This is a genomic window from Allofrancisella inopinata (assembly GCF_012222965.1).
Lineage (GTDB): Bacteria > Pseudomonadota > Gammaproteobacteria > Francisellales > Francisellaceae > Francisella > Francisella inopinata.
In genome coordinates this window covers 1,137,759-1,149,974 of sequence record NZ_CP038241.1, presented here as the reverse complement: position 1 = coordinate 1,149,974, position 12,216 = coordinate 1,137,759, and the positions used below count along the sequence as shown (strand labels likewise).

Genomic DNA, 12,216 nt, shown 5'->3' with positions numbered 1-12,216 from the left:
GTAAAGATAAAATTTTTATGATAAAAGACAAATTAACTATAGGTAGTCTTATAGCGATAGGTATAGGGACTATTATGGGTTCAGGCTGGATGTTTTCAGCCCAATATACTTCAGAATACGCAGGCCCGGCTTCAATAATTTCTTGGATTATCGGAGCCTTACTAATGATTTTTATAGCTTTAACTTTTGCTGAAAGTTGTACTATCGTACCAGTGCAAGGCTCAACTTCAAGAATTCCTCACATTACACATGGAACCTTAATAAGCTATATTTTTGCTTGGATCACGTGGATTTCATATTTAGTATTAGCTCCGATTGAAGTCCAAGCAGTATTACAATACATTGCGGTTTTTTATCCTGGTTTAATAGACCCACAGAACAGTGGCGCTTTAACAATGCAAGGCATTCCAATAGCTGTTGTTTTATTACTAGTTTTTTGCGCATTTAATTTTTATTCTTTACGTTGGTTGGTAAAAATAAATAATGTAATTACTTTGTTTAAAATTTTGGTTCCGACGACGATAGCATTGGCTTTTATAGTTTTTTGTTTCTCATTGCCAGAACTTAAAGGTAGGGCGATAGAGTCTAATTTAGAGTTTATGCCATTTGGTATAAATGGGATTTTATCAGCAATTTCGCTAGGAGGTATTGGTTATGCTTTTATTGGGTTTAAGGCTATAGTTGAATTGGCAGGAAATACTAACAACCCTAAGAAAGCTATTCCTGTTGCTACTTTAAGTACGATATTTATCTGTTTGATTGTATTTTTACTTTTGCAAGTAGCATATTTACTGGTTATATCTAAGTATGTCCATAATAACGTGTGGGACTTGGACACTATTTCAAAAGGTTACAGTTCAAGCTTTGGAGCTTTTGCCTTACTAGCAAGGCAGTTTGGTCAAGTTTGGGTTATGTATTTATTATATTTTGGAGCAATATTATTTCCACTGGTTGCAGGGCTTTTATATTTCTGTGTTGCTCTGAATTCATTAAATGCTATGGTGGCAAATGGTTATATGCCAAGAATACTTAACAAAATTAATCCAACTGTAAATAAACCAGTTTATGCTATAGGTTTAAATTTCTTGGTTGCTATGATTATGTTTGCACCTTTTCCAGGCTGGAAAACGATGACAGCTTTCCTTACATCATTAATATCATTGACTTATCTAACAGGTGCTACCTCAACTCTCGCAATGAGATATCGCTTGCCAGACATGGAAAGGCCATTTAGACTAAGAGCAGCTTTCTTAATATCAGTTTTAGGAGTTTTTGCATCTACATTGGTATTTTTATGGAGTGGCTGGTCAATTGTCTCAAAATCTGGGTTTGCGATTTTTATAGCTATTTTCTTATTAGCGTTGTATAGAAATTTTGGGGCAGACAAGTCAGCTAGAATTTTTTGGAATTTTAAAGAATCTATTTGGTTTTGGTTTTATATCATAGCAGTAACAGTGGTTTCGTATTTTAGTGAATTTGGTGGCACAGGAGCATTAGACTTTTACTCAGCAGCTTTAATATTGTTATTAGTAAGCTTTATTACAGCATTATTAGCTAAATACTACTGTTTATCTTCTGTGGAAATGAAAAATGGTATCAAACAAGCTTTGCATCACCAGAGAGAATATTTAGATTAATTGTTTTCTATCTCCGGATACAATAAAAACTTTTCAAGTTCTATACTTGTATTTTTTTAAAAGCACATTTACGGTTAGGAAATTGTTGAACACTAGAGTATGTATGTAGTTTGCAGCAGTCTTTGTATTGATTTTTGTGAAATCTAGCTACACCACTACCTTTTTTTAGAAATTATAGTCTAAAAAAAAGCCACAGCGTTATTTTAAATTAAAATATTGTAAATATCTTTCTTTTGGTACTTTGTAGTATGCTTGATCTCTACTGTCACAGTATTTTTCTGCTTCGTTAGCGTAAGGTTGAGATATTTCGGTTTCTAAATTTAGATAATAGCTTTCTAAGCTACCACAATATAAATCTTTTAATTTTTTATTTTTAAAACCCTCTATCAATTCATTGGTTGATGATTTCTTCATATCATCAATTCTAAAATTCATAACTATAACTGGATTATCCACAGCTTCGATCTTGAAATAATATGTACCATATTCAGCAAAATCAAAAGACCCAGGACGGTTATGAGTTTGGTATTTATATTCAAAACTTTCTAATTTAAATGGTTGCTTATATTCTTTCTCAAGAAGTTGCATAACTTGTTGTTTAACTTGCTGCTGTTGTTCTTTAGTTGCTTTTGGGCTTATGCTTCTTTCTAAATATCCATATGTCGCAGCAGTTGTCATGCAACTAGTTAAAAAGCAACATAAAAAAAATAGTGTTATTATTTGAATTTGTTTCATTATAGCTAAACCTCTACTCGGTTACTAAAAGTACTAGTATTAAAACATACTCTATACTTAGCCTTTTGCTCTAAATTATCGCTTGATTTTAAAATATCTGAGTTAAGTTTATTTACTTGTGTTTCTATTAAACTACCATCTGGTCGATATTCTTGATAACGATAGTTAGCTATCTCATGAAGAGTTTTAAAGTCCTTATAACTACCAGCACTCTCTATCAACACTTTTTCACCTACGCTTACAGCTATGTTAGCTATAATATCACCTTTCCTACTAAAAGATGTAAAATCAATATTTGACTTAAAGCTTGCATAATTAATTATTAATTTATCTGCTATACCCTGCCAACTATCACAATTGCTAGCTGCTAACTTACACTGCCATGACTTAAAAGCTTTAATTGGATTTAAAGTCAAATAGTAAAGTGCTCCGTCCTCATTATTATATTTTATAAATGGGTCTGCTTCATTCTTAATACCAAAAGGTTCAAATCCTTTTGATGGTGATAGCCTAATCCCTCTCAATCTCTTATCTACAAAGTATACTGCTTGCATTTGTGCTATTGAGCCACCCAGGCTATGTCCTGCAAAGCCTATATGCTTAACATTATAATTTTTAAGAAGGGAATTAACAAATTCTATACCTGATTTTGTATGATTTGATACCATTGTAATTGGTGTACCTTTACCTAAAATTGTCATGTTTAACAAATCTGTTTTGATTAAATCATTATAGATACCATCCAAACTATTTAATCTTGTACCTCTGTTTATTACATATATACCTTTATTTTGCTTATCTCCAGTAGCTGCTACTGCGATACCATAGTAACCAATGTCGTTACCTAATTGGCTACTTGTAGCTACTAACTTATATTTTGCTAATACTGGATAGTAATGATGAGGATAGTTTTTTAAAGCATATTGTACGTCTGATGACAGCAGGTTTTCATAATCTTCTACAAGTGATTTTTTGTCAAGTCTATAAATAATACTAGCGAATGAAGAGTTATATAACTTCCTATCTGATACAATGTTTTCAAAAACTTTACTTTCATACACTAGCTCACATAATATAGCAGCGTCTTTATCTGGTAGGTGCATAAGTATTTCATTTCCGTAATTGTATCTAGCTGTACCATCATTATCATTTCTGTATGAGTACGAAATCATAAAATACCAAAAACCTTTTTTTAATCTATAAATTACTTATAACACAAAATAATAAAAAATTAAAATAAATAACAAATTTAATATTTGTAATTTATTTATTGTGTTTGCTGGGAATTTCTAAAAATATTAGAGATCTAGCTTATAAAAATCATTTTTTTTTTCTCTAAAAAGCGGTATTATTCAGCTAAAAGAATTTTTTTTATAACTAAATGCTTAAAGTATCTTTTCAGGGTGAACATGGAGCTTATTCTGAACAAGCAATATCAAGCTTTCTAAAGTTACAAGGAATAGAGGAATTTCAAGCTATTCCTTGCTTATCTTTTTTTGATGCTATAGAAGAGACTGTGAGTAGTAGGTCAAATTTTGTTATTTTGCCAGTAGAAAATTCTTTGGCAGGTGCTGTAATTCCTGCGTATGATGAGCTTATAAAAAGTAATTTGAAGGTTAAAGCCGAAATAGTTTTTAAAATACAGCATTGTTTAATGGGTTTGAAAGACGTGAAATTTTCTGAAATTGACGCTGTAATATCACATCCGCAGGCTTTAGCTCAATGCTCAAAGAGTCTTAAGAAACTTAAGCTTACTCCCCAAGCATTTGCTGATACCGCAGGGGCAGCTAAATATATCTTTGAAAAACAGAAAGGTAATTATCTAGCAATAGCAAGTAAACTTGCTGCAGAAACTTATGGTCTTGAGATTTTCCAAAGCGAATTTGAAGATGAGCATTTCAACTATACACGTTTTTTATTAATGGGTTATGATAACCTTGAGTTAGGTGCGCAAGTTAACACTAAACTTAAAACTTCAATCATTTTCTCCGTTGAAGATAAAACGAATGCGTTAGTAAATATTCTTAACATTTTTGGCAAGCATAACATTAACCTTACAAAAATTGAGTCTCGTCCATCTAGAGATAGAGCTTGGAATTATTTGTTTTTTATCGATTTTGAAGGTTCAGAAGATGATAATCATATTCAGTTGGCATTGTTAGAAGTGTTAAAAAAAAGCACTTTTTTGAAAGTATTAGGATCTTACAAAACATTTCAATTTAACTAGGATGGATCTATGAAAAGATTTTTATTAAGTATATTTTTACCGCTATTTGTTTTATGTGCTTACGCATATGATGATATGACAGTTTTATCATTAAACGACTTTCATGGCCAAGTTGAGCCAAATAAAAATATGGTAGGAGCTGCTAAAATAGCTAGTTTCATTAAAAGCTACAAAAAAGACCATCCTAATTTAGTAGTTGTGTCAGCTGGTGATAACTATCAAGGAACAGCAATTTCTAATATATCTCATGGCGCTGTAGTAAACGCTTTTTTTGATTATATAGGGCTTAAATACTCCGCTGTTGGTAATCACGATTTTGATTATGGTCAGCGTTGGTTTAGGAACTGGTATAATGATAGTGGTGTAAGATATTTATCTGCAAATATTGATTATAATAGTTCTTCGATTTTAAGTTATTTTAGAGATTTATATAATGGTGATGTATCACTAGACTATATTAAGCCTTTTGGCTACCATACATTTACTAACGGTAAAACTGTGTATTTTATTGGTTTGTCAACCCTTGAAACACCTGAAACTACAGCTAAAAAAAATGTTTCTAACCTTGAATTTACAAATCCTGTTATTAGCGCAAATCAGTGGGTATCCTTTATTAAGGATTATAAGAAGAATAACTTACCAAAACCAGATACGATTGTCTTACTTACTCATATACCAAGTCAGCAAAAGGGGAAAGATATTTACTCTTCAAAAAGACACGATTTAAATGAACAGTCGGAGATATATTCGGTTACTAAAAATGTTGCAGGTATTTCTGCTGTCTTATCGGGCCACAGCCATATGCTTGTTTCTGGCTACTTAAATAATGTGGCGGTTGTCCAAGGAGCAAGCCAAGGTAAAAATATTAGTGTACTTCATTATGATTGTCATACTACTGCTAATGAGTGTAAGGTTACACCAGAGGTTATAAATTTATCAAAAGCGACTAAAAACTTACCTAGTGATAAAGGGATAAAGAAGATATTAGATAGTTATACTACTACTATTAAAGGTGAGTTGGAGAAAGTTATCACTAAAGCACCATCTTCACTCTCTAACCAAGCTCAAGATGGATATTATAATATTCCATTAACTTATACTTTGGCTGATATAATCAAAACAGCAACAGTTAGTAATGTAGCTTTACTTAATTCGCATGGTATTAGAAGATCATTACCATCGGGTGACATCACTTATAGTATGCTTTATGAAATGCTACCATTTGATAATACGATTGTGACATTGAATATTAGAGGAGATGATCTTTTAGAGCTTATTAAACATAGTTTATCTCCAAAAGAAGGCGAGCAGCTGGGAGTTTTTGCTGGAATTAATATAGATTTAGATAAAGCAGGCAATATATCCAAGGTGCTTGTTGGAGACCAACCGTTAGATTTAGATAGAGTTTATAAAATTGCAACAATAGATTTTTTAATAACAGGCGGTGACGGGTTTGTATTTAAAGGTGTAAAAAACTATAAAGATAGTAGTGTCCCTGCTCGCGATTTAATAATAAAATACTGGAGTTCACATCCTGCAGAGATTACTAAAGGTTGGCAAAATATAAATGTCAAAGATTAGATGGAAAATGTAAAGATAGTCTATAAAAATATTAAAAGCCTTAAATTGGCTCTAGATGCAATAGGAAATGTAGTAGTAACTTCACCTCAAAGTTTCTCAAAGAAAGAGATTTTTGATCTTTTAGATACAAGAAAAGCTTGGATAGAAAAACATCGCAATAGGATTACTGCTAATAAGAAATACCTTTACAGTTTGTATACTTTAGATCAAGCAAGCCAGGCGTTTTTTCTTGGTAAAGGGTATAAGGTAGAACTTGTAGAATCAAAGCAAAATCTGCTTGTTGAGAAAGAAAATTCTTTAGTATTTTATTTGAATCCAAGTGTTATAGATAATAGAAAATTTAAATTAGAATTATTAGAAGAATTTTACAAAGATAGGGCAGATATTATTTTAAATAACTTAGTAGCTAAGTATCTAAAAATAACTAATCAAGAGGTACAAAGAGTCGTAATCAAAAAGGTTAAAACCAGGTGGGGATCTTGTAATCATACTAAAAAAATTATAAATCTTAATATTGATCTTATACTTAGGGACATTAAAGCTATTGAGTATGTTATACTTCATGAGGTAGCTCATCTAACACATCCAAATCATTCGAAAGATTTTTACTCTTATATAGCAAACTATATGCCAGACTGGAAAGTTAGGGAAAAAAGTCTAAAATAGGTTATAATCACTTAGTGTAATATTTTTGTATCCTTGGGTCAGGGGGGATATTATGGAAAGTACTTTTGAGCTTTTTTCTATCGGTGTGGGGCCATCTTCTTCTCATACTATAGGGCCAATGAGAGCAGGCTATGACTTTGTAAACATTTATAAAGAACATCTACCAAAAACAAGCCGTATGCAGATAGATTTATATGGCTCTCTTGCTTTGACAGGAAAAGGTCATAAGACTGATTATGCGGTTATTTTAGGTGTTATGGGTTTTTTACCAGAATCAGTAGATATTGAGCTAGCTAAAAAATTGTACAGCAATTGCTTGACTAGCGAAAAGTTAGAACTAAATCAACAATTCACTATCGATTTTAATTATAACAAAGATCTAATTTTCCATTATGATGAATTTTTACCTGAGCATGCTAACGGTATGCGTTTTTCGTTGTTTGCTGAGGATAAACTTCTTTGCGAAAAAGAATATTTCTCTATAGGGGGAGGCTTTATAGTAGATAAAAAACAAATTAAAAAAGATGCAGTACCTACAGAAAAACCTTGTGATAAGCCATATAAGTTTGCAAGTATGGCAGAGCTTCGTCAGCTGTGTGAAAAGGAGCAAAAAAGCATTGATCAAATAATGTTTGAAAATGAAAAAGTAGCCTATGGTGAAGAGCTCTCACGTATTAAATTAAAAGAAATCTGGCAAGCTATGAACAATTCAATTGAGAGAGGGCTAAACTGTCCAGAGATGGTGTTACCTGGTGGATTAAAAGTGCGAAAAAGAGCTCCTAGCATGATCAAAAAACTTAGAGAAAAAAATGTTGTTAATACAGATTTTAATTATTTAAACGCATATGCTATAGCTGTAAATGAGCAAAATGCATGTGGTGAGCGTATAGTTACAGCACCTACAAATGGAGCTGCAGGAGTTGTACCAGCAGTATTAAAATATTATATTGAGACACACAAAGAATTAACAGAAGCTGAGCTTGAAGAAAATATCGATAAATATTTACTTATTTGTGCAGCGATAGGGATTTTATATAAGTCAGGAGCATCTATTTCAGCAGCAGAAGTAGGTTGCCAAGGTGAGATAGGTGTAGCTTGTTCAATGGCTGCAGCTGGATATTGTGCTTTACTGGGTGGCGATATAGAGTCTATAGAATCAGCCGCTGAGATAGCTATGGAGCATAATCTAGGGCTTACTTGTGATCCTATAGGAGGATTGGTGCAGATTCCATGTATTGAGCGTAACGCTATGGGGGCTGTACAGGCGATAAATGCTGCTAAACTTGCTTATCTTGATACGGGTGAGAAACGTTTTGTTGGCTTAGATTATGTCATAAAAGTTATGTATCAAACAGGTTTGGATATGTCTAGCAAATATAAAGAAACATCTTTAGGTGGTTTAGCTATTAACGTTCCAGTATGTTAGCTAACTAAGCTCTAGTAAAATTATACTAATTTAGTATAATTGTTTTTGTTTTTATTACGAATTTAAATTTGACACAAAAAAATGATCGATATTGATAACATCAGAAAAGATTTCCCTTTTCTAGCTCAAAGTGTAAATAATAAGCCGGTAGTTTTTTTTGATACAGGAGCTTCAGCACAAAAGCCTCAAGTGGTGATTGATGCAGTAGCTAATGCTTATGCTTTTAGTTATGCAAATGTGCATAGAGGAGTCTACTTTTTAAGTCAAGAAGCTAGTGATAGATATGAGAATGTTCGTTCTATAGTTAAAGAATTTATTAACGCAAAATCTCAGAATGAAATAGTAATGACAAAAGGTTCTACAGAAGCTATTAATTTGGTAGCTAATTCATTGGGTAATGCTGTTTTACACGAAGAAGATGAGATAGTAGTAACTGAAATGGAGCATCATGCAAATTTTGTACCTTGGCAGATGTTATGCAAGAACAAAAACTTTAGCTTTAAAGTTGCTAAAATTACTGATAATGGCGAGCTTGATGTAGATAATTTGTTATCTTTAATTACTGCTAAAACTAAGGTTTTGGCTATCACGCTTTGCTCGAATGTATTAGGTACGATTAATCCTGTAAAAGAGATTATTCGTAAGGTTAAGAACATTAATCCTAATATCCTTGTATTGGTTGACGGAGCCCAGGCTGTAATCCATACTAAAGTAGATGTTCAAGACTTAGGTTGCGATTTTTTTGTTTTCTCTAGCCATAAACTTTATGGTCCTACAGGGGTTGGTGTTTTATATGGAAAATATGATTTATTAAAACAATTGCCTCCTTATAACTATGGTGGTGATATGGTTGAAGATGTAACTATTGAGAAAACTACATTTGCATTACCTCCATACAAATTTGAGGCTGGCACACCAGATATTGTTGGAGTTATTGGTTTTGGTCGAGCAATTGAGTATGTGAACTCTATAGGTATGGAAAATGTTGCTAATTATGAACAAAAGCTTTTAAATTATGCGACTTTTGAGCTGGAAAATATAGAAGGCTTACATATTATTGGAAAAGCAAAGCATAAGGCAGCGGTGATTACTTTTACTGTAGAAGGATGTAATGCTGGCGATATTGGAGAATTACTTGCTATAAAAGGAATTTGTGTACGTACAGGTAAACATTGCGCGCATCCATTGTTGTACAGGTTTGGGGTTACTTCAACAGTTAGAATATCATTTGGTATGTATAATACATTCCAAGAGATAGACCTGGGTATAACTGCTCTGAAAAAAGTAATATCTCAATTAAAATAGTCATAGAGAATAAGAGGTTAATACTATGGTAGAAATTTTTAATCCCACAAATAATATATTAGAAGTTACAGAATCAGCTGCGAAGCATTTTAAGAAACACCTAGAAAAACACCCGCAAAGTATAGGAGTTTACATTGGCACAAAAGTTATGGGATGTTCGGGCCTATCTTATGATATAGATTTTGTTGATAGTAAGCCATTAGAGACTACAGAATTAGTACAACATGGTTTAAAGTTTTTTGTATCTGATAAATCTAAAGATTTTCTTGATGGATTAAAGATAGATTATGTTAAACATGAGTTTGGCTTATATAAATTAGAATACACTAATCCAAACGAGTCAGCTCGTTGTGGTTGCGGTGAAAGCTTTACAGTTTAGGAATAATAATGAAACCCACAGATGTAACAATAATAAGAAGACAAGTAAAAGCAATAGCAGTACCGTTTGGTAATGAGGTTGAGCTAATGCCAGGACAAGAGGTACTTGTAACTCAAGATAAAGGTGGAAGTTTTACTTTAAACGTTAATGGTAATCTACTTCACTTAGATGGAAAAGATGCTGATGCAATTGGTAAGCAAATAGTAAGATACCCTGTTGAAGATTATGATATAAAAGCAGGTGACCCTATTAATATGGATGCCATTTGGGATCAGATGAAGACTGTCTATGATCCAGAAATTCCAGTAAATATAGTGGACTTAGGTTTGATCTATAACGTTGTAACTAGGAAGTTAGAAAGTAGTAATTATCATGTAATAATAGATATGACTCTTACAGCACCAGGATGTGGTATGGGTCCTGTGTTAATGACAGATGTTGAAAAAAGAGTAGCAATGTTACCAAATGTAGATAAGGTTGATGTCGTAATGGTTTTCGATCCTCCTTGGAATTCTGAAATGATGACAGAAGAGGCAAAACTAGAGTTAGGTTTGTTTTAAAGTTATGAATAATAAAATAGCTATTTACCCTGGGACTTTCGATCCAATTACAAATGGACATGTTGATTTAGTTGATAGAGCTTTAAACATTTTTGATGAAATAGTAATAGCTGTATCAACAGCTTATGGTAAAAAAACTTTATTTGATATAGATCATCGTGAGAAAATTGTCAAAACAGTGTTTAAAGATAACCCAAAAGTTAAAGTTATAAGCTTCCAGGGGCTATTAGTGGACACAGCAGCTAAGTATCAAGCATGCTCTATTGTTAGGGGGTTAAGAGCCGTTTCAGATTTTGATTATGAATATCAGTTGGCTAGTATTAATAACAAATTAAATGCAAATATCCAAACCATATTTTTAACACCTAGTGAAAAATTTTCTTGTATTTCTTCAACAATGGTAAGAGCTGTAGCAATACATGATTATAGACGTCTAGGGGAGTTTGTGCCAGAGTTTGTATTTCAAGAAATAGAAAAAAAATATAAAGGTGTGATAAATGGCTTTGTTGATAACAGATGACTGCATTAATTGTGATATTTGTGAGCCAGAGTGTCCTAATCAGGCTATATCTCAGGGAGAGGAGTATTATGAAATTGATCCTGCAAAATGTACAGAATGTGTAGGACATTTTCTTGAGTCTCAGTGTACAAAAGTTTGTCCTATAAGATGCATAATTATTGATCCAAATTATATGGAAACGAAAGAACAACTCTTGGAAAAATATAAAAATTTGGCTCGGTAAGTTGCATGCTTCTTTAAACCCTATATTATTTTTTATTTTATTTTAAAAAAATGTTGAAATTTTATTATAATTGTAATAATTTATTTAAGTATTTAATTAATATTTATTAAACTAACGCATGTTTGGCATGTGAAAAGGAGTTTTTATGAAATTAAAGAGTATTATTGTAGCTACATCAGTGCTACTTGGTACAACTACTATGTCTTTTGCAGATGTAACTTCAGATACTACAGTTAATGATAGTTCTTCAGTAGATACAAGTCTTTCAAGTACTATTATGAAACCTTTTGCAAACACTTGGAGTTCTATAACTAATGAAAATAACACTTGGGGTCCACAAGATAGAACAGGCCAGTGGTATTTAGGCATAGGTGTTAGTGGTTTTGCTAATAATATAAATTCTAAAGGCTCTAATTCAGGCTGGAATGGTATAGTAGGTTATAATTTTAATAAATACTTAGCTATTCAATATAATCAGTTTGCTACATATAATGGTATGTTTGGTGGTTTAGGTGAAGGTGTAATTAACTTGTCAAATGATACTATGTTTACTCCATATGCGGTAGGTGGTGCTGGATGGGCGAACCTTGCTGGACGTGCTACAGGGGCATGGGATGTAGGAGGAGGACTTAAGTTTGAATTATCTAGAGATGTTCAAGCTAGTGTTGATTACAGGTATATTCAAACAATGGCACCAAACCCAATTGCTGGTGGTGGTCAACAGATCAACGCAGCGGCAGGAACTAATATGATAGGTGCAAGCCTTACTTGGTTCTTTGGTGGAGATTCTGCTGGTACAAGTACTGCAAAGATACAAGATAATGGCGCTAAAACAGCTGCAGAAACAGACGCAACAATATTTAATTTCCGTTAGATAAAAAGGTTGAAAAATAGTTTTACATAGTATACTTTAGTTATGGTTATGGAAAATTATTTATTAAACTAACGCATGTTTGG

General features: G+C 32.6%; 12 protein-coding genes and 1 pseudogene. 11 read left to right on the top strand and 2 right to left on the bottom strand.

All coding sequences use genetic code 11. The features are described 5' to 3' along the window. Positions 1-17 precede the first annotated feature (17 nt). Entirely contained in the window at positions 18-1,637 is a 1,620-nt protein-coding gene (locus E4K63_RS05250; RefSeq protein ID WP_133940416.1) for an APC family permease, read from the top strand. Between the two features lie 198 nt (positions 1,638-1,835). On the opposite strand, the gene E4K63_RS05245 is transcribed toward E4K63_RS05250, so the two are convergent. After that, positions 1,836-2,372 (bottom strand): hypothetical protein, encoded by a 537-nt coding sequence (locus tag E4K63_RS05245; RefSeq protein ID WP_133940414.1) that lies wholly within the window; start codon positions 2,370-2,372, stop codon positions 1,836-1,838. Positions 2,373-2,377: 5 nt separating this feature from the next. Then, positions 2,378-3,544, bottom strand: a complete 1,167-nt coding sequence (locus E4K63_RS05240; protein ID WP_133940412.1) for a lipase family protein — start codon at positions 3,542-3,544, stop codon at positions 2,378-2,380. A 209-nt stretch (positions 3,545-3,753) separates the two neighbouring features. On the opposite strand from E4K63_RS05240, the gene pheA reads away from it, so the two are divergent. The 10 genes and pseudogenes from pheA to E4K63_RS05190 form a co-directional block, all read left to right on the top strand. Next, positions 3,754-4,599 (top strand): prephenate dehydratase, encoded by an 846-nt coding sequence (gene pheA / locus E4K63_RS05235; protein ID WP_035718615.1) that lies wholly within the window; start codon positions 3,754-3,756, stop codon positions 4,597-4,599. Between the two features lie 9 nt (positions 4,600-4,608). Beyond that, positions 4,609-6,180 carry a bifunctional metallophosphatase/5'-nucleotidase gene (locus E4K63_RS05230; RefSeq protein WP_133940410.1) on the top strand — a complete coding sequence of 524 codons (1,572 nt, stop codon included), beginning with the start codon at positions 4,609-4,611 and terminating at the stop codon, positions 6,178-6,180. Next, the gene (locus tag E4K63_RS05225; protein ID WP_133940408.1) at positions 6,181-6,846 is read left to right on the top strand and encodes a M48 family metallopeptidase; all 666 of its coding nucleotides are present in this window, start codon (positions 6,181-6,183) and stop codon (positions 6,844-6,846) included. A 52-nt stretch (positions 6,847-6,898) separates the two neighbouring features. Beyond that, on the top strand, positions 6,899-8,272 hold the full coding sequence (locus E4K63_RS05220; protein WP_133940406.1) for an L-serine ammonia-lyase: 1,374 nt from the start codon (positions 6,899-6,901) through the stop codon (positions 8,270-8,272). Positions 8,273-8,353: 81 nt separating this feature from the next. Then, the gene (locus E4K63_RS05215) at positions 8,354-9,577 is read left to right on the top strand and encodes an aminotransferase class V-fold PLP-dependent enzyme (protein ID WP_133940404.1); all 1,224 of its coding nucleotides are present in this window, start codon (positions 8,354-8,356) and stop codon (positions 9,575-9,577) included. Positions 9,578-9,602: 25 nt separating this feature from the next. Next, positions 9,603-9,956, top strand: a complete 354-nt coding sequence (locus E4K63_RS05210) for a HesB/IscA family protein (protein ID WP_133940403.1) — start codon at positions 9,603-9,605, stop codon at positions 9,954-9,956. Positions 9,957-9,964: 8 nt separating this feature from the next. Further along, positions 9,965-10,516, top strand: a complete 552-nt coding sequence (gene sufT / locus E4K63_RS05205; protein ID WP_133940401.1) for a putative Fe-S cluster assembly protein SufT — start codon at positions 9,965-9,967, stop codon at positions 10,514-10,516. Positions 10,517-10,520: 4 nt separating this feature from the next. Beyond that, on the top strand, positions 10,521-11,036 hold the full coding sequence (gene coaD, locus E4K63_RS05200; RefSeq protein WP_133940399.1) for a pantetheine-phosphate adenylyltransferase: 516 nt from the start codon (positions 10,521-10,523) through the stop codon (positions 11,034-11,036). Beyond that, entirely contained in the window at positions 11,014-11,259 is a 246-nt protein-coding gene (locus tag E4K63_RS05195; protein WP_133940397.1) for a YfhL family 4Fe-4S dicluster ferredoxin, read from the top strand. The genes coaD and E4K63_RS05195 overlap by 23 nt, the downstream gene beginning before the upstream one ends. A 145-nt stretch (positions 11,260-11,404) precedes the next feature. Then, positions 11,405-12,112, top strand: a pseudogene (locus E4K63_RS05190) (porin family protein); the annotation flags it as partial. Positions 12,113-12,216: the final 104 nt, after the last annotated feature.

Bases quoted from the DNA above. Each gene is read 5' to 3' on its own strand.
- E4K63_RS05250 (WP_133940416.1), top strand. From the start codon at position 18: ATGATAAAAGACAAATTAACTATAGGTAGTCTTATAGCGATAGGTATA.
- E4K63_RS05245 (WP_133940414.1), bottom strand. From the start codon at position 2,372: ATGAAACAAATTCAAATAATAACACTATTTTTTTTATGTTGCTTTTTA.
- E4K63_RS05240 (WP_133940412.1), bottom strand. From the start codon at position 3,544: ATGATTTCGTACTCATACAGAAATGATAATGATGGTACAGCTAGATAC.
- pheA (WP_035718615.1), top strand. From the start codon at position 3,754: ATGCTTAAAGTATCTTTTCAGGGTGAACATGGAGCTTATTCTGAACAA.
- E4K63_RS05230 (WP_133940410.1), top strand. From the start codon at position 4,609: ATGAAAAGATTTTTATTAAGTATATTTTTACCGCTATTTGTTTTATGT.
- E4K63_RS05225 (WP_133940408.1), top strand. From the start codon at position 6,181: ATGGAAAATGTAAAGATAGTCTATAAAAATATTAAAAGCCTTAAATTG.
- E4K63_RS05220 (WP_133940406.1), top strand. From the start codon at position 6,899: ATGGAAAGTACTTTTGAGCTTTTTTCTATCGGTGTGGGGCCATCTTCT.
- E4K63_RS05215 (WP_133940404.1), top strand. From the start codon at position 8,354: ATGATCGATATTGATAACATCAGAAAAGATTTCCCTTTTCTAGCTCAA.
- E4K63_RS05210 (WP_133940403.1), top strand. From the start codon at position 9,603: ATGGTAGAAATTTTTAATCCCACAAATAATATATTAGAAGTTACAGAA.
- sufT (WP_133940401.1), top strand. From the start codon at position 9,965: ATGAAACCCACAGATGTAACAATAATAAGAAGACAAGTAAAAGCAATA.
- coaD (WP_133940399.1), top strand. From the start codon at position 10,521: ATGAATAATAAAATAGCTATTTACCCTGGGACTTTCGATCCAATTACA.
- E4K63_RS05195 (WP_133940397.1), top strand. From the start codon at position 11,014: ATGGCTTTGTTGATAACAGATGACTGCATTAATTGTGATATTTGTGAG.